Source organism: Modestobacter sp. URMC 112 (assembly GCF_053502575.1).
Map to the genome: position 1 here is coordinate 4380226 of NZ_CP199957.1, position 22148 is coordinate 4402373.

20 protein-coding genes are annotated in these 22148 nt (G+C 75.3%); 10 read left to right on the plus strand and 10 right to left on the minus strand.

Annotated features, from left to right (window positions below; genetic code table 11):
• Positions 1-85: 85 nt before the first annotated feature.
• Entirely contained in the window at positions 86-1165 is a 1080-nt protein-coding gene (gene disA / locus ACWIX6_RS20860; RefSeq protein ID WP_448614352.1) for a DNA integrity scanning diadenylate cyclase DisA, read from the plus strand.
• A gap of 71 nt (positions 1166-1236) precedes the next feature.
• Here disA and ACWIX6_RS20865 read toward each other — a convergent pair whose 3' ends face one another.
• Positions 1237-1938: a MucR family transcriptional regulator gene (locus ACWIX6_RS20865; protein ID WP_448614353.1), complete on the minus strand. Its 702-nt coding sequence runs from the start codon at positions 1936-1938 to the stop codon at positions 1237-1239.
• Positions 1939-2073: 135 nt separating this feature from the next.
• Between ACWIX6_RS20865 and ACWIX6_RS20870 the strand changes: the two genes are divergently transcribed.
• Positions 2074-2976, plus strand: a complete 903-nt coding sequence (locus ACWIX6_RS20870; RefSeq protein WP_448614354.1) for an A/G-specific adenine glycosylase — start codon at positions 2074-2076, stop codon at positions 2974-2976.
• 231 nt (positions 2977-3207) lie between these two features.
• On the opposite strand, the gene ACWIX6_RS20875 is transcribed toward ACWIX6_RS20870, so the two are convergent.
• Positions 3208-5751, minus strand: coding sequence for an ATP-dependent Clp protease ATP-binding subunit (locus tag ACWIX6_RS20875; protein WP_448614355.1), 2544 nt, complete (start codon positions 5749-5751; stop codon positions 3208-3210).
• A 371-nt stretch (positions 5752-6122) separates the two neighbouring features.
• The gene (locus tag ACWIX6_RS20880) at positions 6123-6476 is read right to left on the minus strand and encodes a histone-like nucleoid-structuring protein Lsr2 (protein WP_448614356.1); all 354 of its coding nucleotides are present in this window, start codon (positions 6474-6476) and stop codon (positions 6123-6125) included.
• Between the two features lie 387 nt (positions 6477-6863).
• Here ACWIX6_RS20880 and ACWIX6_RS20885 point away from each other — a divergent pair, with 387 nt between their 5' ends.
• From ACWIX6_RS20885 to ACWIX6_RS20915, 7 genes are all read left to right on the plus strand, one after another.
• Positions 6864-8312 carry a glycosyltransferase gene (locus ACWIX6_RS20885; protein WP_448614357.1) on the plus strand — a complete coding sequence of 483 codons (1449 nt, stop codon included), beginning with the start codon at positions 6864-6866 and terminating at the stop codon, positions 8310-8312.
• Complete coding sequence (locus tag ACWIX6_RS20890) at positions 8312-9505, plus strand: hypothetical protein (RefSeq protein WP_448614358.1); 1194 nt, start codon at positions 8312-8314, stop codon at positions 9503-9505. The genes ACWIX6_RS20885 and ACWIX6_RS20890 overlap by 1 nt, the downstream gene beginning before the upstream one ends.
• Positions 9502-10563, plus strand: a complete 1062-nt coding sequence (locus ACWIX6_RS20895; protein WP_448614359.1) for an ATP-grasp domain-containing protein — start codon at positions 9502-9504, stop codon at positions 10561-10563. Before ACWIX6_RS20890 ends, ACWIX6_RS20895 begins: the two co-directional genes overlap by 4 nt.
• Positions 10560-11708 (plus strand): non-hydrolyzing UDP-N-acetylglucosamine 2-epimerase, encoded by a 1149-nt coding sequence (gene wecB, locus ACWIX6_RS20900; protein WP_448614360.1) that lies wholly within the window; start codon positions 10560-10562, stop codon positions 11706-11708. Before ACWIX6_RS20895 ends, wecB begins: the two co-directional genes overlap by 4 nt.
• The gene (locus ACWIX6_RS20905) at positions 11705-12433 is read left to right on the plus strand and encodes an HAD family hydrolase (protein ID WP_448614361.1); all 729 of its coding nucleotides are present in this window, start codon (positions 11705-11707) and stop codon (positions 12431-12433) included. The genes wecB and ACWIX6_RS20905 overlap by 4 nt, the downstream gene beginning before the upstream one ends.
• Before the next feature lie 113 nt (positions 12434-12546).
• On the plus strand, positions 12547-13101 hold the full coding sequence (locus tag ACWIX6_RS20910; RefSeq protein ID WP_448614362.1) for a hypothetical protein: 555 nt from the start codon (positions 12547-12549) through the stop codon (positions 13099-13101).
• A complete protein-coding gene (locus ACWIX6_RS20915) occupies positions 13094-13795 on the plus strand; it encodes a PIG-L deacetylase family protein (protein ID WP_448614363.1) in 702 nt (233 codons plus the stop codon). The genes ACWIX6_RS20910 and ACWIX6_RS20915 overlap by 8 nt, the downstream gene beginning before the upstream one ends.
• Positions 13796-13814: 19 nt before the next feature.
• On the opposite strand, the gene lysS is transcribed toward ACWIX6_RS20915, so the two are convergent.
• Genes lysS through ACWIX6_RS20950 form a run of 7 tightly spaced genes read right to left on the minus strand, consistent with a single transcriptional unit; the run spans position 13815 to position 21029 of the window.
• Positions 13815-15320: a lysine--tRNA ligase gene (gene lysS / locus ACWIX6_RS20920; RefSeq protein ID WP_448614364.1), complete on the minus strand. Its 1506-nt coding sequence runs from the start codon at positions 15318-15320 to the stop codon at positions 13815-13817.
• An 11-nt stretch (positions 15321-15331) separates the two neighbouring features.
• A complete protein-coding gene (locus tag ACWIX6_RS20925) occupies positions 15332-16159 on the minus strand; it encodes a type III pantothenate kinase (RefSeq protein WP_448614365.1) in 828 nt (275 codons plus the stop codon).
• 2 nt (positions 16160-16161) lie between these two features.
• On the minus strand, positions 16162-17079 hold the full coding sequence (nadC, locus tag ACWIX6_RS20930; protein WP_448614366.1) for a carboxylating nicotinate-nucleotide diphosphorylase: 918 nt from the start codon (positions 17077-17079) through the stop codon (positions 16162-16164).
• Positions 17080-17102: 23 nt separating this feature from the next.
• Complete coding sequence (locus ACWIX6_RS20935; protein ID WP_448614367.1) at positions 17103-18776, minus strand: L-aspartate oxidase; 1674 nt, start codon at positions 18774-18776, stop codon at positions 17103-17105.
• Positions 18773-19183, minus strand: coding sequence for an aspartate 1-decarboxylase (gene panD, locus ACWIX6_RS20940; protein WP_448614368.1), 411 nt, complete (start codon positions 19181-19183; stop codon positions 18773-18775). Before panD ends, ACWIX6_RS20935 begins: the two co-directional genes overlap by 4 nt.
• Before the next feature lie 8 nt (positions 19184-19191).
• Positions 19192-20064, minus strand: a complete 873-nt coding sequence (gene panC / locus ACWIX6_RS20945) for a pantoate--beta-alanine ligase (protein ID WP_448614369.1) — start codon at positions 20062-20064, stop codon at positions 19192-19194.
• Entirely contained in the window at positions 20061-21029 is a 969-nt protein-coding gene (locus ACWIX6_RS20950; RefSeq protein ID WP_448614370.1) for a Rossmann-like and DUF2520 domain-containing protein, read from the minus strand. The genes panC and ACWIX6_RS20950 overlap by 4 nt, the downstream gene beginning before the upstream one ends.
• Before the next feature lie 308 nt (positions 21030-21337).
• On the opposite strand from ACWIX6_RS20950, the gene ACWIX6_RS20955 reads away from it, so the two are divergent.
• Positions 21338-22093: an SDR family oxidoreductase gene (locus ACWIX6_RS20955; protein ID WP_448614371.1), complete on the plus strand. Its 756-nt coding sequence runs from the start codon at positions 21338-21340 to the stop codon at positions 22091-22093.
• The last annotated feature ends 55 nt before the right edge of the window (positions 22094-22148 follow it).

Genomic DNA, 22148 nt, shown 5'->3' on the forward strand with positions numbered 1-22148 from the left:
GGGCCCACCGGCCCCCGAGGTCACCGGTCCCCCGTCGGCGCCACGTAGGATCGACAGCTGTACCGCCCGACCGTCAGGAGCGCTCGTGCCCCCCGCTGTGGACCCAGAGGTCGCCCTGCGGGAGCTGCTGGGCCGGATCGCCCCCGGAACCGCCCTCCGCGACGGCCTGGAGCGCATCCTCGCCGGGCGCACCGGGGCACTGATCGTGCTGGGCTACGACCGGGTGGTCGAGTCGCTGTGCACCGGCGGGTTCGCCCTGGACGTCGCCCTCTCGGCGACCCGGTTGCGCGAGCTGGCCAAGATGGACGGCGCGGTGATCGTCTCCTACGACGGCACCGGCATCGTGCGCGCCGGCGTGCACCTCATGCCCGACCCGACCATCCCCACCGAGGAGTCCGGCACCCGGCACCGGACCGCCGAGCGGGTCGCGCTGCAGACCGGCTTCCCGGTCCTCTCGGTCAGCCAGTCGATGCACATCATCTCCGTCTACGTGGCCGGCCGCCGGTACACCCTCGAGCACCCCACCACGATCCTGGCCCGGGCCAACCAGGCGCTCGCCGCGCTGGAGCGCTACAAGCTGCGGCTGGACGAGGTCGCCAGCACGCTGTCGGCGCTGGAGATCGAGGACCTGGTCACGGTGCGGGACGCGATGAGCGTCAGCCAGCGCCTGGAGATGGTCCGCCGGATCGCCGACGAGATCGAGGGCTTCGTCGTCGAGCTGGGCACCGACGGCCGGCTTCTGGCCCTCCAGCTCGACGAGATGCTGGCCGGGGTCGAGGAGGACCGCGGCCTGCTGGTGCGCGACTACCTGCCGGGCGGCCGGCGGCGCACCGGCGAGGAGGTCCTCGCCGACCTGCGCGCGCTGACGGCGACCGAGCTGCTCGACCTGTCCGCGGTGGCCCGCTGCTACGGCCTGCCCACCTCGCCCGACGCGCTGGACTCCCCGGTCAGCCCGCGCGGGTACCGGCTGCTGGCGCGGGTGCCCCGGCTGCCCGCCGGGATCATCGACCGGCTGGTCTCCCACTTCGGTGGGCTGCAGAAGCTGCTGGCGGCCACCATCGAGGACCTGCTGGCCGTCGAGGGCGTGGGCGAGGCCCGCGCCCGGGGCATCCGCGAGGGCCTGTCCCGGCTCGCTGAGACTTCCATCCTCGACCGCTACTCCTGAAGGACCCCGTCCTCCTCACCCCTCGCACGCTCGGGGCGAGCCTCTGGACGGGGCCGCACGGCCTTCGGCCGTCAGTTCAGGCGGAGGGCGGTGTCGCCGCTGGTCTTCGTGTCCAGCCGGCCGCGCAGCACGTAGTCGCCCGGTGCCGGCGCCACCCGCGGGGTGGCGCAGTCGGGCGAGCTGGTCATCCCGCCCCACACCACCGGGAACACCGCGGCCTCACCCGGCGCCAGGGTGCGCAGGTCACTGCTCGCCTCGGGGAAGCAGTCGTTGCTCCCCCACACCCGGCCACCGCCGGCGTCGAGCAGCACGATCTCTTGCAGGCCCTTGTCCAGCGCCCGCACGCAGGGCACGGCCGACACGTTGGTGACCACCAGGTCCAGCGTGGGCTTGCTGCCCACCGCGACGGCCGACTCCGCCGTCCGCACCTCGACCGAGATCATGTCGTCCCCGCACGGGCCGCCGGGCTCCGGACCGGCCGCCGTGGGCTCCGCAGCTGGGTCCCCGGGCTCCGCCGCGGACGAGGCCGGCGGGACGGTGGGCACCCGCACGGCGGCCAGGGAGGGCACCACCTGTTCCAGGGCCGACGGCTGGACCGGGCGGTCGGCCTCGTCGGCGGCCGCGGTCACGACCTGGTCGGCGCCGGCGTCCCCGGACATCAGCATCACGGCCAGCCAGCCACCACCGCCGAGCACGGCGAGCACGAGGCCGAGCAGCAGGAGACGACGCCGCCAGTAGACGGCGGCGGGCAGGGGGCCGACCGGGTGGAGCACAGGAGGACGCTAACCGCCGGTGCGGCTCGGCGTGCCGCGCCACGCCAGGCGTTTCCGGCCGCTGTGGACCCGTTCCGTCACACACCCAGCGGGGAGCCCCACGGCGTCACCGGCCGCCCGGCACACTGGGACCCGATGAGCGCAGCGCACCGCCCGTCCCCTGCCGCCGACGCGACAGCGCCGGGTGAGTCGATCGTCGACTGGTACGCCCGGTCGGCCCGCGACCTGCCCTGGCGGGAGCCGGGCACCGACCCGTGGGCGGTGCTGGTCAGCGAGGTGATGCTGCAGCAGACCCCGGTCAGCCGCGTCGAGCCGCGCTGGCGGGAGTGGATGGACCGCTGGCCCGCGCCGGCCGACCTGGCCGCCGCCTCACCCGCTGAGGTCATCCGCGCCTGGGGCAAGCTGGGCTACCCGCGCCGGGCGCTGCGGCTGCGGGAGGCCGCACTGGCGATCGTCGAGCGCCACGCGGGCATCGTGCCGGCCGACGTGACCGCGCTGGAGGCGCTGCCGGGCGTCGGCACCTACACCGCCCGGGCGGTCGCCTGCTTCGGGCACGGGCAGCGCCAGCCGGTGGTGGACACCAACGTCCGGCGGGTGGTCGCCCGGCTGGTGCACGGCCGCGCGGAGGCCGCTCCCGCCCGGGCCGCGGACCTCACCGACATCGCGGCACTCGCGCCCGAGGACGACGACCGGGCGGTCCGCTTCTCGGTGGCCGTGATGGAGCTCGGCGCGCTGGTCTGCGTGGCCGGCACCCCCCGGTGCGGCGCCTGCCCGGTGCGCGACCGGTGCGCCTGGCGACTGGCCGGGTCGCCGGCGCACGACGGGCCGCCCCGGCGGGTGCAGAAGTTCGCCGGCACGGACCGGCAGGTCCGTGGCCGGCTGCTGGACGTACTGCGGGCGGCCCCGGGACCGGTCGCGCCGGTGGAGCTGGACCAGGTGTGGGACGACGCCGCCCAGCGCGCCCGGTGCCTGGACTCGCTGCTGGTCGACGGCCTGGTCGCCCAGACCGACGACGGCCGCTTCACCCTCCCCGGCTGAGGAAGGACCCCGCTGCCCCCCGGCCCGCTCCAGGGGCCCGGCCCGAGCTTGCGGGGTCGGGGAGGAGCGGGTCCTTCCACTCGCGGCGGGACCCTGCAGCGGGGCCACCGGGCCGGGAACAGCACGAGGGCCGCCCCGCCGGCTGGCGGGACGGCCCTCGTGCTGTCTGGCCCCAGGCCCCGTCCGGAGGCTCACCCCCGCGCTTGCGAGGGGTGAGGAGGACGGGGTCCTTCAGTCGGCCTGAGCGGCCGCCGGACCCTCCTCGTCACCCTCGGCGCCGGTGAGGGCGACCGGGGGCGTGTCGGGCAGGTCGATCGGCTTGGCCTCACCGCGGAAGGTGAAGGTCGAGGCCGTCGGGTCGGCGTTCTCCTCGACGTCCACCACGATGATCTGGCCGGGGGCCAGCTCGCCGTAGAGGATCTTCTCCGAGAGCGCGTCCTCGATCTCGCGCTGGATCGTCCGGCGCAGCGGCCGGGCCCCCAGCACCGGGTCGAACCCGCGGGCACCCAGCAGCTTCTTGGCCGCGGGGGTGACCTCCAGCGACATGTCCTTGTTGGCCAGCTGTCCCTCGACCCGGGCGAGCATCAGGTCGACGATCTGGACGATCTCGTTCTCGGTCAACTGGTGGAACACGACGATGTCGTCGATGCGGTTGAGGAACTCCGGCCGGAAGTGCTGCTTGAGCTCCTCGTTGACCTTGAGCTTCATCCGCTCGTAGTTGCTGGCGGTGTCGTTCCCGGCCTGGAAGCCGAGGCCGACGGCCTTGGAGATGTCCCGCGTCCCGAGGTTGGTGGTCAGGATCAGGATCGTGTTCTTGAAGTCCACGATCCGGCCCTGGCCATCGGTCAGCCGGCCGTCCTCGAGCACCTGCAGAAGTGTGTTGAACACGTCCGCGTGCGCCTTCTCGATCTCGTCGAAGAGGACCACCGAGAAGGGCTTGCGCCGCACCTTCTCGGTCAGCTGGCCACCCTCGTCGTAACCGACGTAACCGGGAGGGGCACCGACGAGTCGGGACACCGTGAACCGGTCGTGGAACTCGCCCATGTCGATCTGGATGAGCGCGTCGTCCTCGCCGAACAGGAAGCTCGCGAGCGCCTTGGCCAGCTCGGTCTTACCGACACCCGAGGGGCCGGCGAAGATGAACGAGCCACCCGGACGGCGCGGGTCCTTGAGGCCCGCACGCGTGCGCCGGATCGCCTGGCTGACGCTCTTGATGGCCTCTTCCTGGCCGATGATCCGCTTGTGGAGCTCGTCCTCCATGCGGAGCAGACGCGTGGTCTCCTCCTCGGTCAGCTTGAAGACCGGGATCCCCGTCCAGTTCGCCAGGACCTCGGCGATCTGCTCGTCGTCGACCTCGGCGACGACGTCCATGTCGCCGGCCTTCCACTGCTTCTCGCGCTCGGACTTCTCGCCGAGCAGCTGCTTCTCCTTGTCGCGGAGGGACGCGGCCTTCTCGAAGTCCTGGGCGTCGATGGCCGACTCCTTCTCGCGGCGGATGCCGGCGATCCGGTCGTCGAACTCGCGCAGGTCCGGCGGGGCGGTCATCCGCTTGATCCGCATCCGGGCGCCCGCCTCGTCGATCAGGTCGATCGCCTTGTCGGGCAGGAAGCGGTCGGAGATGTACCGGTCGGCCAGCGTCGCGGCAGCCACCAGCGCGCTGTCGGTGATGCTGATCCGGTGGTGCGCCTCGTAGCGGTCGCGCAGCCCCTTGAGGATCTCGATGGTGTGCTGCAGCGTCGGCTCACCGACCTGGATGGGCTGGAAGCGGCGCTCGAGCGCGGCGTCCTTCTCCAGGTGCTTGCGGTACTCGTCCAGCGTGGTGGCGCCGATGGTCTGCAGCTCGCCACGGGCCAGCATCGGCTTGAGGATGCTCGCCGCGTCGATCGCGCCCTCGGCGGCACCGGCCCCGACGAGGGTGTGGATCTCGTCGATGAACAGGATGATGTCGCCGCGGGTGCGAATCTCCTTGAGGACCTTCTTCAGCCTCTCCTCGAAGTCACCGCGGTAGCGGGAACCGGCGACCAGGGCGCCGAGGTCGAGGGTGTAGAGCTGCTTGTCCTTCAGCGTCTCGGGGACCTCGCCCTTGACGATGGCCTGGGCCAGGCCCTCGACGACGGCGGTCTTGCCGACGCCGGGCTCGCCGATGAGGACGGGGTTGTTCTTGGTCCGCCGGGAGAGCACCTGCATGACCCGCTCGATCTCCTTGGCCCGCCCGATCACCGGGTCGAGCTTGGAGTCGCGCGCGGCCTGGGTCAGGTTGCGGCCGAACTGGTCGAGGACCAGGGAGGTCGACGGCGTGCCCTCGGCGGGGCCACCGGCGGCGGCCGGCTCCTTGCCCTGGTAGCCGGACAGCAGCTGGATGACCTGCTGGCGGACGCGGTTGAGGTCGGCACCCAGCTTGACCAGGACCTGGGCGGCGACGCCCTCGCCCTCGCGGATCAGGCCGAGCAGGATGTGCTCGGTGCCGATGTAGTTGTGGCCGAGCTGCAGCGCCTCGCGCAGCGACAGCTCCAGCACCTTCTTCGCCCGCGGGGTGAAGGGGATGTGACCGGACGGGGCCTGCTGGCCCTGGCCGATGATCTCCTCGACCTGCTGACGGACACCCTCCAGCGAGATGCCGAGGGACTCGAGCGCCTTGGCAGCGACGCCCTCACCCTCGTGGATCAGACCCAGGAGGATGTGCTCGGTGCCGATGTAGTTGTGGTTGAGCATCCGGGCTTCTTCTTGAGCCAGGACGACCACCCGACGGGCTCGGTCGGTGAACCGTTCGAACATCTGCTGTATCTCCTCTGACCGGCTGGACCTGCTGTGCTCGTGTCCCCGGCAGGGGACTGTGGACACCCGACGTTCGTCGGCGCGCTGGGCACCGGTCGCTCCACTGTAGTTCGCACCACGCCACCGGCGTCGGCATCCGGGACGGTGGGGTGGCTCGTCTGTCCCAACTCCCGTCCCACGAGTGCTGTTCCGACCCCCCGTTACGCCCTCAGCGGACGACGCACGGACGCACGACGACCCGGCACCCCTCGAGGAGGTGCCGGGTCGCCGGGACGGGTGACCTCGCGCAGAGGCTCAGCCGGTCGTTCTTCGGCCCCCTTGCAGGGTCCCGGCACGAGCTTGCGAGTGCCGGGGGGCAAGGGGGTCCTCTCTCAGTGGGCGGCCTCGTAGGCCTCGACGACGCTGGCCGGGATGCGTCCGCGGTCGCTCACCTCGTGGCCGTTCTTGCGGGCCCAGTCACGGATGGCACCGGCCTGCTCGCGGTCCATCCGGCCGCCGCCACCGGTGGCGCGGGAACGCCCGCCGCCGGAGGCCCGGGTGCCGCGACTGCTCACCTTGCGAGCGGCCGAGACGTACTTGCCGAGGACGTCGCGCATCTCCGAGGCGTTCTTCTCCGACAGGTCGATCTCGTACGTCGTCCCGTCGAGGGCGAAGGTGACCGTCTCGTCAGCGGAGATGCTGTCGTCGAGGTCGTCGCTCAGGATCACCTGGACCTTGCGTGCCATTGTCTGCTCACTCCTGTTTCGCGGGGATCTGGGCCGTCGAGAATTGCTGCCCAGTGTTCCGACAACGCCATTGCACCACGGATCGCGGCCCATGAGCCAATCAGCGCCGCGGCGTCCGGGGAAATCACCCGACCGGGTCGGTGCGCGTATTCCGGTCCACATTCGGCTCCCTACCGGCTAAACGGACGCGAACACGGGTCCGCCGACGCGGACGCATTCCGCCGACCATGCCGGGAATGCGGCAGCGCGACTCTTTCCCGGAGGCCGGCCGGCCCCGGCACGGCCACTTCTCCGGGACGGCGGTCAATCCGGCTCCGCGCCCTGCCGATGGAGGCACGTGGCGGACCGTGCACTCCGCCCTGCGCCCGTCGTCGGAGGAGGAAGGCCGTGGACCCCGGGACGGTCGACGGCGGACCCGTGTCCGGGCACTCCGACGACGCACCCGCCGGCGGGGAGGCCGACGCGGCCCGCGCCGGGCACGACGACCGGCCCGAGGGCCGGCGGCTGGTCCTGCTCTCCTACGTCGTCGGGTTCGTGCTGGTGTCCCTCTTCCTGGGGCTGGACCGCACGCTCGGCGTCCTCGGCGGGGTGCTGAACGTCGTCTTCGCCGTCTACTTCTGCCGGCACCTGGGGTTCGCGGCGGCCGCCGCGCGGTGGGCGGAGCAGGACATGCTCGCCGCTGACGTCGGGCTGTCGGTCTACACGCCCTCGGTCGCGGTCTTCGTCGGCTGCAAGAACGAGGAACTGGTCGTCGACGGGATGCTCACCGCGCTGCTCGGGCTGGACTACCCGGCCGACCGGCTCACCCTGGTCGTGGTCGACGACGGCTCGGACGACAGCACCGGCGACCGGCTGGACGCGTGGGCCGCCCGGGAGCCGAGGCTGCGGGTGCTGCACCGGCCACCGGGCTCGGGCGGTGGGAAGTCCGGTGCCCTCAACGACGCCCTCGCCCTGGTCGACGCCGAGGTCGCGGTGGTCTTCGACGCCGACCACGAGCCGGACCCGACGTCGGTGCGCCGGCTCGTCCGGCACTTCCGCGACCCCGTCGTGGGTGCGGTGATGGGCCGCTGCGTCATCCGCAACGGCCGGGACTCACCGATGGCCTCGACCGTCTTCGTCGACTTCCTCTCCGGCTACCTGGTCAACGAGTACGGCCGGCAGGCGCTGTTCGAGCTGCCCGCGTACGGCGGGGCGAACTGCGCGGTCCGGATGTCCACCCTCCGCGGGCTGGGCGGGTGGAACCCGCACACCGTCACCGAGGACACCGACCTCACGCTGCGGGTGCTGATGGGCGGTCAGCGCGTCCGGTACGACCTCTCCGCCGTCGACTTCGAGGAGGCGGTGGTCACCGCCCAGCGGTTCTGGAAGCAGCGCTACCGGTGGGCCCGAGGCCACCAGAAGTGCTTCCGCGACTACTGGCGACCGCTGATGGCCTCCCCGCACCTGTCCGTGGTGGAGAAGGTCGAGACGACGCTGTTCCTGCTCGTCTACCACGTACCGCTGCTCAGCGGCATCGGCCTGCTGCTCACCGTGCTGCGCTCCTTCGGCATCGGTGACCTGCCGGTCGTCGCGCTGCTGCCGCTGTCGATGCTGCTGTTCGTGGGGCCGCTGGCCGAGCTCTCGGTGGGCCTGCTCATCGGCCGGGTGGAACGCCGGTCGGCCTGGCGGCTGCTCGGCTTCCTCCCCGCCTTCGCGCTGTCCATCTGGATCACCACCCGCGCCTACGTCGACGGCATGCTCGGCCGCCCCTACACCTGGGTGAAGACCTCGCGGTCGGGTGCGACCTCGACCGTCCGGGTCGACCCGTCGGCGCCGCTGGGCGCGGGGAGGTCCTGATGGCCACCCCGGTCCCGGTCCGCACCAGGTACCACCGGGCCCCTCGGCGCCGGTACCGGTACCGGCCCCTGGGCAGTGGCCGCCGGCTCCTCGCGGTGCTCCTGGACCTCGGGCTGGCGGTGGCCATCTGCGCCGTGGGCTTCCGCTACGGCGCCGGGTTCCTCCAGGTGCACGAGGCCCGCTGGGTGGCGGCCGTGCTGGACGCCGTCGGCGTCGGGTCGGTCTCGGGCTCCCTGCCCCGCCACGTCCTCGTCTTCCGCCCCGGCGGCGAGATCATCCTGGCCGAGGTCACCGAGTCCTGCTCGTCCATCCTCTCGGTCCTCGGCCTCACCGCGCTCACCGCGGTCGTGCTCCGGGGACGCCGCCAGCACGCGGTCGCCGGGCTGGTCGTGGCCGTCGCCGTCCTGCTGCTGCTCAACCACCTCCGGCTGGTCGCCTCCACCCTCGCCGGCCTGGTGTGGGGGACGCCGGCGCTGGTGCTCTTCCACGACTGGGCGGGGACGGTGTGGAACCTCGCGGCCACGCTCGGCGGCTTCCTGCTGATGGTCTGCATCACCCTGCCCACGGCCGAGCGGGCCGAGCAGGACGTCGCCGGGCGGCACACCGCCCGGCGTCCGGACAGCTGGGCCCGTCCCGGTCTGGGGTACCGACCGGCGGACGACGACGTGCGCGCGGTCTCCCGGCGGGTGAACCTGGCCGGCCTGGTGCACCGCTACGTGCTCCCGCGCCGGGTGTCCCAGTGGATGGGTGCGCGCCGGGAGGCCACGCGGATCGACTACCGGATCGGCCACCTGCCCTCCGCCGAGCGGGCCGCGCGCGTGCGGGCGCTGACCGCGAACGGGCTGGGCGCCCACGCCGCGTCCCTGGTGGCCGTGGCGACCTACGACGACGACCCGGTGGTGCTCGACGCCCTCGCCGAGGCCATCGCCGCCCGGCAGTGGGAGCCGGTCACCGACCACCGGTCGGCGGCCCTGCGGCTGTGGGCGCGCGGCTGGCTGCTGCAGCACCCGACGCGTGAGGACGCCACCCCAGGCGTCGCCGCGCCTGCGGCGCAGCAGGCCGGACGGCCCGACCACTCCCCGACCGTCCGGTTGCCCTCGCCCCGGGCCGCCGTGCCCGTCCCGCCCGGTCCCCGCAGACCAGGCGCTCCGTACCCGACCGTCCCCCACTCGACGACCCAGGACCACAGATGACCTCCTCCCCGCCCCTGTCCCGCCCGATCGCGCCCGCCCCGACGCCGTCCCACGGCGGGCCGGCCGGCCCCGCCGTCCTCGTCACCGGGGCCGGCGGCCCGGCGGGCGTGGCGGTGGTCCGCCGGCTGGTCGCCCTGGGCCACCGGGTGGTCGCCGCCGACGCCGACAGCACCGCGGCCGGGTGCGCCCTCGCGCACGCGGCCGTCACCGTGCCCCGCGGTGACCACCCCCGCTTCGTCGACGCGCTGGCCGCGGCCTGCGCGGCAGGCGGGGTCGACGCCCTGATCAGCACGGTCGCCGAGGAGCTGCCGCACCTGGCCGCCGGTGCCGGCCGGCTGGCCGCCGCCGGCGTCGCCACCTGGCTGCCCTCCCCCGCCGCCGTCGACCTCTGCTGCGACAAGGCCGCGTTCGCCCGGGCGATGGCCGCCGCCGGCGTGCCGCACCCGGCCACCGCCGCCGGCCCGGACGAGGTCGAGGGCGTCCCCGGGCCGTGGGTGGTCAAGCCGCTGGCCGGCCGGGGCAGCCGCGGCGTGCGGCTGCTCGACGACCGGGCCGCGGTGGTCGCCGCCCTCGCCGGGGACCCCGACCTCCTGGTGCAGACCCGGCTCACCGGCCGCGAGTTCACCACCGACACCCTCGTCGACCGGGACGGCGGCCTGCGCGCCGCCGTGCCGCGGTGGCGGGCGGAGACCAAGGCCGGCATCTCGGTGAAGGGCGAGACCTTCGCCTCCGCGGAGGTGGCCGACGTCGTCGCCCGCGCGCTGGCCGCGGTCGGGCTGGTCGGCCCGGCCAACGTGCAGGGCTTCGTCGCCGACGACGGCACCGCGACGGTCGTCGAGATCAACCCGCGGTTCTCCGGCGGCCTGCCGCTGACCCTCGCGGCCGGAGCCGACGTCGTCAGCGCCTACCTCGCCGGCGTCCGCCACCCGAGCACGGCGCTGCCGTCACTGGGGTTCCGGCCCGGGGTCGCGATGAGCCGCTACTTCGCCGAGACGTACACCAGCGGCGACGGCGAGCCGGTCCTCGACCCGTGCGCGCCCGCGGCGGTGACCGCGTGAGCCGCAGCCGGCACGTCCTGGTGCCCTTCGGCACCCGGCCCGAGGTCGTCAAGCTGGCCCCGGTGGTCGCCGCCCTGCAGGGCGCGGGACACCGGGTCAGCGTGGTGGACACCGGACAGCACACCGACCCCGCGCTCAGCTCGCGGCTGCAGGAGGCCCTGGGGCTCACGCCCGGGCACCGCTTCCAGCTGCCGGCCGACCCGGCCGAGCGGATCGGCGCGCTGCACGCCGACGCCGCGCGGGCGGTCGCCCGCTGCGCTCCCGACCTGGTGCTGGCGCTCGGCGACACCGCCACCGTGCCGGCCTACGCGCTGGCCGCGCGCGGCGCGGGGCTGCCCTTCGCCCACCTGGAGGCCGGCCTGCGCAGCCTCAACCCCCGCAGCGTGGAGGAGGTGAACCGGCGGGTCGCCGCGGCGGTCGCGCACCTGCACTTCGCGCCCACGAAGCGGGCCGCGGCCTTCCTCGCCGCGGAGGGGGTGGACGCCGAGCGGGTGCTGGTCGTCGGCAACCCGGTGATCGACACCCTCGTGGCCCGCGGGGTGCGGCCGGTGCCGCCGGCGGAGCGGTCCGGCGTGCTGGTCACCGCGCACCGGCCCACCAACGTCGACGACCCGGCCCGCCTGGCCCGCCTGGTCGGCGTGGTGCGGGCGCTGGCCGAGCAGGTCGGGCCGGTGACCTTCCCGGTGCACCCCCGCACCGCCGCGCGGCTCGCCGCGGCGGGGCTCACCGGCTCCCTCGACCACCCCTCGATCACCCTCACCGGGCCGGTGGAGTACGACGTCCTGCTGGCCGCGCTCGGCTCGGCTCGGCTGGCGGTCACCGACTCGGGCGGCATCCAGGAGGAGGCGGCGTACCTGGGCGTCCCGGTGGTCGTGCTGCGCGGCTCCACGCCGCGCTGGGAGGGGGTGGAGGCCGGGACGACGACGCTCGCCGGGCTGGCCGACGAGAGCGCGGCCGCCGCGGTGCTGTCGGCGGCGGCCGGGCACACCGCGCCGGAGGGCCAGGAGCGGGCCGCGACGACGCCGTGCCCCTACGGGGACGGGACGACCGGGCTCCAGGTGGCCGCCGCCCTCGCCGACGAGCGCACCGATGCGCTGCTGGCCCTGGACGAGCCGGACTTCACCGACGGGCGGCTGCCATGGTGACCGGCCGGCCGGGACCCGCTCCGCTGGGCGTGGTGGTCGACCTGGACGACACGCTGTACCCGCAGGCCGAGTACCTGGCGTCCGCGGCCGCGGCGGTCGGGACCGCGGCCGGGCTGGCCGGCCTGGACGGCGCGGCGGTGCACGCCGCGTTGCGGCGCGAGCTGGCCGCCGGGTCCGACACCGGCGGCACCATCGACCGCGCGCTGCTGGCGGTGGGGACGCCGGCCGGGGCGCTGGCGGAGCTGGTGCCGCCGCTGGTGGCCGCGTTCACCGGGCACACCCCGCCGCGGCTGCCGCCCTACCCGGGGGTGGAGGAGGCGCTGCGGGCCCTCCGCGCCGCCGCGCCGCTGGGCTGCCTGACCGACGGCAACCCGGTCGTCCAAGCGGCGAAGCTGGCCGCCACCGGGCTGCAGCCGCTGCTCCCGGTCGTCGTGGTCACCGACTCACTCGGCGGGCGCGCTGCCCGCAAGCCCCACCCGGCAGGGCTGCTCGCCGTCGCCGCGCGACTGGGCGTGCTGCCGGACCGGCTGCTGGTCATCGGCGACCGGCCGGGCAAGGACGTCGCCGTCGCCGCGGCGGTGGGGGCCCGCGCCGTCCGGGTCCGGCAGGGCGAGTACGCGTCAGCGCCGGACGTGCCGCGAGCCGACGCCGTCACCGAGGACTTCCCCGCGGCCGCGGCGGTCGCGCTCGACCTCCTGGGCGTCGGTGCGGGAGCCGCTCGCTGAGCCGCCCCTCACCCGTCCGGAGGAGATCCCCCGCGGCCCTACAGCCGGGTGCCCGGGACGCCGATGGAGTCTGGTCGGGCGGGTCCACCGCCCCCGGACCGGAGGTCGCGTCCATGGACGGCCCGAGCAGCTTCTCTACCGTGCGGCGCAGCCGCCGCCGGCTCTGCCGTGCCGCGCTGGTCCCGGTGGTCACGGTCCTGGGACTGGTGGCCGCCCCCGGGACGGCCTCGGCCGCCGGGGCCGTCACCCCTGTCCTCAACTGCACCTCGCCGGCTGCCGGCGGCGGATTCACCGCGGTGGTGGGCTACGACAACGGCACCGGTCAGGACGTGACCGTCCCGCACGGCAAGCAGAACCGGATCGTGCCCGGGAAGTACGACGGCGCCCAGCCGACGGTCTTCGCGGCCGGCCGGCACGACGGTGCCTTCACGGTCACCGTCCAGGGTGGCAGCGCCAACTGGAAGATCGGTGACGAGCGACTGCACCTCAAGCGCTCCGAGGCCCCGGCCTGCCCGGCCGCCACGGAGCTGCCGGAGGAGGGCAACGGGACCGGGCCGGCGATCGCGCTGGTGCTCGCCGGCGTGTTCGGCGTGGTCACCGTCGACCGGGTCCGCCGGCGGGCGCTGGCCGCAGCCGCGGGCACCGGAGAGGGCCGCGACGATGCGTAGGGTGCTCGCGGTCGGGGCGCACCCCGACGACATCGAGCTGGGCTGCGGCGCCACCCTGCTGGCGCACGCCGCGGCCGGCGACGAGGTGACGATGCTGGTCATGACCGGCGGCGAGAACGGCCCCGGCGACGACGCCGCGGTCGTCGGGCGCCGGGCCGAGCAGGAACAGGCCGCCCGGACGCTGGGCGCCGGACTGCTCTGGGGCGGGCTGCGCGACTGCTCGGTCGCCGCGGACGCCGCCACGGTCGCCGTCGTGGAGCGGGCGATCCAGGCGACCGACGCCGACGTCGTCTACGTGCACGCCCCCGACGACAGCCACCAGGACCACCGGGCCGTCGCCTCCGCGACGCTGTCGGCGGCGCGCCGGCTCTCCCGGGTGCTGCACTTCCAGAGCCCGTCCACGCTGACGTTCAGCCCGACCACCTACGTCGACGTCACCGCCTTCCTGTCCGGCAAGCTCGCCGCGCTGCGGGCGCACGCGTCGCAGGTGGAGATGTCGGCCATGGTCGAGCCGGACGCAGTCGTGGCCTCGGCCCGGCACTGGGGCGCGCAGGCCCGGATCGGGTACGCCGAGGCGTTCGCACCGACCCGCATGGTCATCGACCTGGTGCCCGTCGCGCCCAGGCCGGCCGCCGAGCTGCCGTCGGCCTACCAGCTCACCCCGGCCGGCGCGCCGGCCCTCGCCGGCCGCTGATGGCGGCGCCGGCCGCGGCTCAGCTGCTGAGCGGCCGGACGAGCGGGAACAGGATGGTCTCCCGGATGCCCAGCCCGGTGAGGGTCATCATCAGCCGGTCCATGCCCATGCCCATCCCGCCGGTGGGCGGCATGCCGTACTCCAGGGCCTCCAGGAAGTCCTCGTCCAGCGCCATGGCCTCGGGGTCGCCGGCCGCGGCGAGCTGGGCCTGCGCCGAGAAGCGCTCGCGCTGGGCCACCGGGTCGACCAGCTCGGAGTAGGCGGTGGCCCGCTCCACCCCGGCGATGTACAGGTCCCACTTCTCCGCGACACCGGGGACCGACCGGTGTGCCCGGGTCAGCGGCGAGGTGTCCAGCGGGTAGTCCACCACGAAGGTCGGGCGCTGCAGGGAGTCCTGGACCAGCGCCTCGAACAGCTCCTCGACCACCTTGCCGGGCAGCCAGGCCGGGTCCACACCCACGTCGTGCCGCTCGGCCAGGGCGCGCAGCCGCTCGACCGGCGTCTCCGGGGTGACCTCCTCGCCCACTGCCGCGGACACCACGTCGTACAGCCGGACCTGGGGCCACTCCCCCGAGAGGTCCAGCTCCGTGCCGTCGTGGTGGCGGGCCACGTGGTCACCGAACAGCGCCGCGCAGCACTCCTGGACCAGCTCCCGGGTCAGGGTCGCCATCCCCTGGTAGTCCCAGTACGCGGCGTAGGTCTCGAGCATCGCGAACTCCGGTGAGTGCGAGGAGTCCGCCCCCTCGTTCCGGAAGTTGCGGTTGATCTCGAAGACGCGGTCCAGCCCGCCGACGATGCACCGCTTCAGGAACAGCTCCGGCGCGATCCGCAGGAACAGGTCGAGGTCGAAGGCGTTCATGTGCGTCCGGAACGGCCGCGCGGCCGCGCCGCCGTGCACCGTCTGCAGCATCGGGGTCTCCACCTCGAGGAACCGCCGGGCGGTCAGCCCCGACCGCAGCGTCTGCATCACGGTGGACCGCTGCTGCACGGTGCGGCGCGCCTCGTCCCGCACGATCAGGTCGACGTAGCGGCGGCGGACGCGCAGTTCCTCGCTCATCGGCTTGTGCGCCACCGGCAGCGGCCGCAGCGCCTTGGCCGCCAGCTGCCAGGAGTCGGCGAACACCGACAGCTCGCCCCGGCGGGAGGTGCCCACCTCGCCGGTCACCAGCACGTGGTCGCCCAGGTCGACGTCGGACTTCCAGGCCGCCAGCGCGTCCTCGCCGACGCGGTCGACCGACAGCATCACCTGCAGCTCGGTGTCGCCCTCCCGCAGGGTGGCGAAGCACAACTTGCCGGTGTTCCGGGAGAAGATCACCCGTCCGGTGACGCCGACCTGCTCGCCGGTCAGGGTGTCCGGCTCGAGGTCGGGGTGCGCGGCCCGCACCTCGGCCAGCGAGGTGGTCCGGGCCACGGCGACCGGGTAGGGGTCGACCCCGGCCTCGCGCAGCCGGTCCAGCTTGGCCCGCCGGACCCGCAGCTGCTCGGGGAGCTCGTCGTCGGGATGGCCGGGGGGTTCCTCGCTCACGGTCCGGGAGCCTACGGACGCCGCCCCGCGGGCTGGCCACCCGGACCGGGGTGCCCGCCGGCCTGGTGCCGGGCGAACGCCAGCCGCAGCCCGTGCACCGTCAGGTCCGGCTCCCGCTCGGCGATGGTCCGGCAGCTGTCCACCAGCAGCCGGTGCAGTCCACCGGTGGCGACGACCAGGGGCGGGACGCCGAACTGCTCCACCAGCTCGCCGGCGATCCGGCCGACCAACCCGTCGACCAGCCCGGCGAAGCCCAGCACCAGCCCGGACTGCAGGGCCGCGACGGTGTTCTTGCCGATGGCGTGCGGGGGCACGGTCAGCTCCACCGAGCGCAGCTGGGCCGCAGCGCTGGCCAGCGCGTCCAGGCTGACCTCGACCCCGGGCGCGAGCGCGCCGCCCAGGAACTGGCCCGCGGGGCCGACGGCGTCGACGTTGGTGGAGGTGCCGAAGTCGACGACGACGACCGGCCGCGCGGTGCCGTCCGGGGCGGTCCCGTACAGCTCGTGGGCGGCCAGTGCGGTGACCACCCGGTCGGCGCCCACCTCCCGCGGGTTGTCCACGTGCAGCGGCACGCCGGTCCGCACGCCGGGGCCGATCAGGGTCACCGGGACGGCGAGCCGGTCGAGCAGCTGGCGCAGCGCCGGCAGCAGCGCTGGCACCGTGGAGCAGGCGGCCACGCCGGTGACCTGGGTGTCCCGCAGCACCCCGCGCCACAGCAGGTGCAGCTCGTCGGCGGTGGCCCGCGGGTGCGTGGTGACCCGCCAGCAGTCGACCCGCCGGTCCCCGTCGAAGGTGGCCAGCACCGTCTGGCTGTTGCCGACGTCCACGGTCAGCAGCACGGTCAGGCCCCGGTCCGCAGGTCCAGGGCCAGGTCCAGGATCGGCGAGGAGTGGGTGAGCCCGCCGACGGACAGGAAGTCCACCCCGGTCGCGGCCACCTCGCCGGCGACGTCCAGGGTGAGCCCGCCGGTCGCCTCGATCTCCACCTCGCCGCCGACGTCGGCCACCACCGCGCGCAGCTGCTCGGGCGTCATGTTGTCGCAGAGCAGGAAGTCCGCGCCGGCGTCCACCGCCTCCCGGGCCTGCGCGACCTCGTCCACCTCGACCTGCACGGGGACCGAGGTCCGCTCCCGGACCAGCGCGACGGCCGCGGCCACCGAGCCCGCGGCGGCGACGTGGTTGTCCTTGACCATGGCCACGTCGTAGAGGCCCATCCGCTTGTTCGACCCGCCGCCGCAGCGCACCGCGTACTTCTCCAGCGGCCGCAGCCCCGGGGTCGTCTTGCGGGTGTCCAGGACGACGGCGCCGGTGCCGGCGACGGCGTCCACCCAGGCGCGGGTGGCCGTGGCGATCCCGCTGGCCCTGCTGGCGATGTTCAGCGCGCTGCGCTCGGCGGCCAGCAGGGCGCGGACCGGTCCGGTGACGGTCAGCAGGACGTCGCCGCGGCCCACCCGGTCGCCGTCGGCAGCCGCGGCGGTGACGGTGGCGTCCGGCGCCAGCCGGCCGATGACCCGGGCGGCCAGCGGCAGACCGGCCACGACCCCCGGCGCGCGGGCCACCAGGTCCGCGGTCCCGAGCTGGTCGGCGGGCACCGTGGCCGCGCTGGTCACGTCCAGCGCGACGGCGGCGGCCGGGTCGGCCGGCAGCGGCGCACCGGCGCTGAGGTCCTCGGCCAGCGTGCGCTCCACCAGCTCGGTCACCCAGGCCTCGTCCAGGCCGGTGCCGGCCAGGTCCGCCGGGTCCCGCAGCGCTCCGCCCACCGGTGTCTCCCTCGTCCGCACACTCACCAGTCCACCGCCACCGGGGTGCCCACCGGACGGCGGGCCAGCTGCACCAGGCCATCGGCGTCGAGCCGCACGTCCAGGTGGACCCGCCACCGGTCGTCGGCGTCGGGGTGGTCCTCCCGCCAGTGGCAGCCCCGGGTCTCCTCCCGCGCTCCCGCGGCGGCGGTCAGCGCGGTGGCCACGGTGAGCAGGTCGGTGGCCTCCCAGCTGTCCACACCCGGGCGGACGTCGTCCCGGTCGGCGGCCAGCGCGGCCAGCCGGCCGGCGGCCTCGGCCAGGCCCCGGCCGCTGCGCAGCGCGCCCACCCGGCTGGACATGGTGGCGGTCAGCCCGGCCCGGACGGCGGGGTCCAGCAGGCCGCCGAGCAGGGCCGGGGACGGGACCGCGGCGCTGGGCACCGGCAGGTCCCGGGCCAGCGACCCACCGATCCGGCCGGCGAAGACCAGGCCCTCCAGCAGCGAGTTGGAGGCCAGCCGGTTGGCCCCGTGCACGCCGGTGCACGCCACCTCCCCGCAGGCGTAGAGCCCGGGCACGGTGGTGCGGCCGGTGAGGTCGGTCGCCAGCCCGCCGGAGGCGTAGTGCGCGGCCGGGGTGACCGGCACCAGGTCGGTGACCGGGTCGATGCCGGCCCGCCGGCAGCTGGCCACGATGGTCGGGAAGCGCTCGGCCAGCCCGGGCACGTGCCGGGCGTCGAGCTCCACGTGGTCCACGCCGTCCCGGAGCTGCACCCGGGTGATCGCCTTGGCCACCACGTCGCGCGGCGCCAGCTCGGCCAGCTCGTGCACGCCGGTCATGAACCGCACACCGGCACCGTCGACCAGCAGCGCGCCCTCCCCGCGCAGCGCCTCGGACACCAGGGGCTGCTGGCCGCGCGCGTCCGGCCCGAGGTACAGCGCGGTCGGGTGGAACTGGACGAACTCCAGGTCGGTGGCGACCGCGCCGGCCCGCAGGCCCAGCGCGACGCCGTCGCCGGTGGAGACCGCGGGGTTCGTCGTCGCGGCGTAGACCTGGCCCATCCCGCCGGTGGCCAGCACGACCGCCCGGGACCGGACGGCGCCCACCCCGTCGGCGGCGCCCTCCCCGAGGACGTGCAGGGTGACCCCGGCGGCCCGGCCGGCGGCGTCGGTCAGCAGGTCCAGCACCATCGCGTGCTCGACCAGGGTGATCCCCGGGTCGGCCTCGACGGCCTCGGTGAGCGCCCGCTGCACCTCCGCGCCGGTCGCGTCGCCACCGGCGTGCACGATCCGGTCGGTGGAGTGCCCGCCCTCGCGGGTGAGCAGCAGCCGCCCGGCGCCGTCCCGGTCGAAGGCGGCGCCCCAGCTGATCAGCTGGCGCAGCCGCTCCGGGCCCTCGGTGACCAGCGTCAGGACCGCGTCGGGGTCGCACAGGCCGACACCGGCGACCTCGGTGTCCCGGGCGTGCGCACCGGGGGTGTCGGCGGCGTCCAGGACCGCGGCGATGCCGCCCTGCGCCCACCGGGTCGAGCCGTCGTCCACCCGGACCTTGGTGACCACGGCGACGCTGAGACCGGCGGCCCGGGCGTGCAGCGCGACGCAGAGACCGGCCACGCCGGAGCCCACCACGCAGACGTCGGCGGTCAGCTCCCAGCCGGGGACCGCGGCCCGCAGCCGCACGGGCAGGCCGGTGGCGGGGGCCGCGGTCAGGGTGGTCACCGGGGCGCGACGACGTCGCCGCGCACCTGCCCCAGCACCCCCGGCGACGGCGCGGCCGGGTCCGCGCCCAGCTCGACCACCCGGTTGTCGCCGTCCACGTGCACGACGCGGGGCAGGAGGCTCTTGGCCTCGGTCTCGTCCATCAGGCCGTAGCTGATCAGGATCACCAGGTCGCCGGGGTGCACCAGGTGCGCGGCGGCGCCGTTGATGCCGATCACGCCGCTGCCCCGCTCGCCGGGGATGACATAGGTCTCCAGCCGGGCGCCGTTGGTGACGTCGACGATCGCGACCTGCTCGCCCGGGAGCAGGTCCGCGGCGTCCAGCAGGTCCTCGTCGACGGTGACCGATCCGACGTAGTGCAGGTCCGCCTGGGTCACCGTGGCCCGGTGGATCTTGCTCTTCAGCATGGTGCGCATCATCGGGGGTCCCCCAGCTCTGAGGTGTGCAGCGTCACGGCGGTGTTGTCGATCAGTCGGGTGCTGCCCGCGCGGGCGGCGACCAGCAGCCGGGCCGGGCCCGCGGCCGGCGCGGGCCCCAGGTCGGGCCCGGTGAGCTCCAGGTAGTCCGGCACCAGGTCCGGGGCCCCGGCGAGCACCCGGCGGGCCTCGGCCAGCACCGCGTCCCCGCCCTGCGGCCCGGCGGCCGCGCCGGCCCGCAGCGCCGCGGAGATCGCCGCGGCGGTCGTCCGCTGGCGCTGGGTCAGGTAGCGGTTGCGGGAGGACAGCGCCATCCCGTCGTCCTCCCGGACGGTGGGAGCGCCGACCACCTCGACGCCGAGCGCCAGCTCGCGGGCCATCGCCCGGATGAGCGTGAGCTGCTGGTAGTCCTTCTCCCCGAAGACGGCGACGTCCGGGCGCACCAGCCCGAACAGCTTGGCCACGACGGTCAGCACGCCGGCGAAGTGCCCGGGCCGGACGGCGCCCTCCAGCACCTCGCCCAGCGGGCCGGGCTGCACGGTGACCCCCACCGCCCCGGGCGGGTAGACCTCCTCGACCGGCGGGTGGAACACCAGGTCGGCGCCCTCCTCGGCCAGGGCCGTCAGGTCGGCGTCCCAGGTGCGGGGATAGCGGTCGAAGTCCTCGCCCGGCCCGAACTGGCTGGGGTTGACGAACACCGAGACCACGACGCTGCCGCCGTACCCGCGGGCCGCGCGGACCAGGCTGCGGTGGCCCTCGTGCAGCGCGCCCATCGTGGGCACCAGGACGACCGGGGCGGGCAGGGCGTCCCGCAGCAGGCGCAGCTGGGCGGTGTCCTCCGCGACGGCGGGGGTGGTGGTGCCGACGGTCATCGGGCCGCCTCCTCCGGGTCGCCGCTGAGCAGCTCCAGCAGAGGCGCCCCCTCGTGCCGCTTGAGCCGGCCGGCCGCCAGCTGGCGCTCGGTGCTGCGCCGGGCCAGCGCCACGTAGGCGTCCACGGCGGACGGCGCACGCTCGGTCAGCGTCTGCAGGTGGGCGGCGACCGTGCCGACGTCCCCCCGGCTGACCGGCCCGGTGAGCCCGCGGTCACCGCGGCGCAGCCCGTTGTCCAGGGCGGCGGTCAGCAGCGGGGTGAGGACCCGGGCCGGGTCGGCGACCCCGGCGCCGCGGAGCAGGTCGGCGGCCTCCGCGACCAGGGTGACCAGGTGGTTGGCGCCGGTCACCAGCGCCGCGTGGTAGAGCCCGCGGTCGGCGTCGGCGACCCAGAAGGGCTCACCCCCCATCTCCAGCACGAGGGTCTCCGCGACCGCCCGGTGCTCGGGGGCGCTGGTGACGCCGAACGGCGCGGCGGCCAGCCGCTGCAGGTCCTCCGGGCCGCCGGAGAAGGTCATCGCCGGGTGCAGGGCCAGCGGGAGCACCCCGGCCTGCCCCGCCGGGGCGAGCACGGCCAGGCCGTGCGCACCCGAGGTGTGGAAGGTCAGCTGCCCCCGGCGCCAGGCACCGGTCTCGGCGAGGCCGGCGACCAGCCCGGACAGGATGTCGTCGGGGACGGCCAGGACGACCAGGTCCGCGGCGCGGACGACCTCGTCGGCCGGCAGCAGCGGGACGCCGGGCAGCAGCCGGGCGGCCCGGTCGGCGGAGGCGGTGGAGAGCCCCGAGGCGGCGACGACGTCGTGGCCGGCCGCGGTGAGGGCGGCGCCGAGGACGGAGCCGACCCGGCCGGCGCCGATGACGCCCACCCGGAGCCGGGCGGGGGCGGAGGCGGCCGGCGGGAGGCCGGGAGCTGGCAGTGCGGCAGTGGGGGTCGCGCGCCGTGGCGCGCGCAGGGGACCAGGCATCCCGGTGCACCTCTCGTTCCAGTCCCTCGCGGGTACCGGACTCGGGTTGCTGCGCCCACGTCGTCGTGGACGGCGGTGAGGGTCGTGCGGCGGAGCGGTCGTTCCCGGGTGTCCCGCCTGCTGCGGCCACCCGCCGGACCGGACCGGACGGATGTGCCACGCAGACGTCGCACCCGGGGCAAGTGTGGGACGGCCCTGGTCCGGCCGCAACGGCCCCGGGTGTGCTCTGACTCACCCCGAGGTGCCGGTCGGTTCGCCGGATACCTTGTGACGCCGGCACCGCGGCCGGTCCGATCGGGAGGAGCACGGTGAGCACGTTCGAGGGACGCACCGCACTGGTCACCGGGGGCAGCCGGGGCATCGGGCTGGCGATCGCGACGAGCCTGGTACAGCGGGGGGCGCGCGTGGTGCTCACCGCACGCAAGCCCGACGCGCTCGCCGAGGCCGTCGAGGCCCTGGGCGGGGCCGAGAAGGCCGTGGCCGTGGCCGGCAACGCCGCCGACCCCGAGCACCGCGCCGAGGCCGTCCGCACCGCGATCGACACCTTCGGCAGCCTGGACTGCCTCGTCGGCAACGTCGGGATCAACCCGGTGTACGGCCCGCTGATGGAGGCCCCGCTCGACGCCTTCCGGAAGATCCTGGACACCAACGTCGTGTCCAGCCTGGGTCTGGTCCAGGAGGCCTGGCGGGCGTGGATGTCCGAGCACGGCGGGTCGGTCCTCATCGTCGCCTCGGTGGCCGGGCTGAAGTCCAGCGAGGGCATCGGGGCCTACGGCGTCAGCAAGGCCGCGCTGGTCAACCTGACCACCCAGCTGGCCGTCGAGCTCGGCCCCAAGGTGCGGGTGAACGCGGTGGCCCCCGCGGTGGTGAAGACCCGCTTCGCCGAGGCGCTGTTCAGCGGGCGGGAGGACGAGGTCACGCGCCAGTACCCGGCCGGTCGGCTGGGCGTGCCCGAGGACATCGGCGAGGCCGCCGCCTACCTGCTGGGCGACGGCGCCGGGTGGGTGACCGGGCAGACCCTGGTGCTCGACGGCGGCGCACTGTCGCGCGGCCCCATCAGCTAGCGGCCCCCTGCAGGGGCCCGCGCCGAGCTCGCGAGGGGTGGGGGGCAGGGAGGTC

Excerpts from the sequence above, each read along its gene's own strand:
- ACWIX6_RS20870 (WP_448614354.1), top strand. The coding sequence starts at position 2,074 with ATGAGCGCAGCGCACCGCCCGTCCCCTGCCGCCGACGCGACAGCGCCG.
- ACWIX6_RS20875 (WP_448614355.1), bottom strand. The coding sequence starts at position 5,751 with ATGTTCGAACGGTTCACCGACCGAGCCCGTCGGGTGGTCGTCCTGGCT.
- ACWIX6_RS20880 (WP_448614356.1), bottom strand. The coding sequence starts at position 6,476 with ATGGCACGCAAGGTCCAGGTGATCCTGAGCGACGACCTCGACGACAGC.
- ACWIX6_RS20890 (WP_448614358.1), top strand. The coding sequence starts at position 8,312 with ATGGCCACCCCGGTCCCGGTCCGCACCAGGTACCACCGGGCCCCTCGG.
- ACWIX6_RS20895 (WP_448614359.1), top strand. The coding sequence starts at position 9,502 with ATGACCTCCTCCCCGCCCCTGTCCCGCCCGATCGCGCCCGCCCCGACG.
- ACWIX6_RS20910 (WP_448614362.1), top strand. The coding sequence starts at position 12,547 with ATGGACGGCCCGAGCAGCTTCTCTACCGTGCGGCGCAGCCGCCGCCGG.
- ACWIX6_RS20915 (WP_448614363.1), top strand. The coding sequence starts at position 13,094 with ATGCGTAGGGTGCTCGCGGTCGGGGCGCACCCCGACGACATCGAGCTG.
- panD (WP_448614368.1), bottom strand. The coding sequence starts at position 19,183 with ATGCTGAAGAGCAAGATCCACCGGGCCACGGTGACCCAGGCGGACCTG.
- panC (WP_448614369.1), bottom strand. The coding sequence starts at position 20,064 with ATGACCGTCGGCACCACCACCCCCGCCGTCGCGGAGGACACCGCCCAG.
- ACWIX6_RS20950 (WP_448614370.1), bottom strand. The coding sequence starts at position 21,029 with ATGCCTGGTCCCCTGCGCGCGCCACGGCGCGCGACCCCCACTGCCGCA.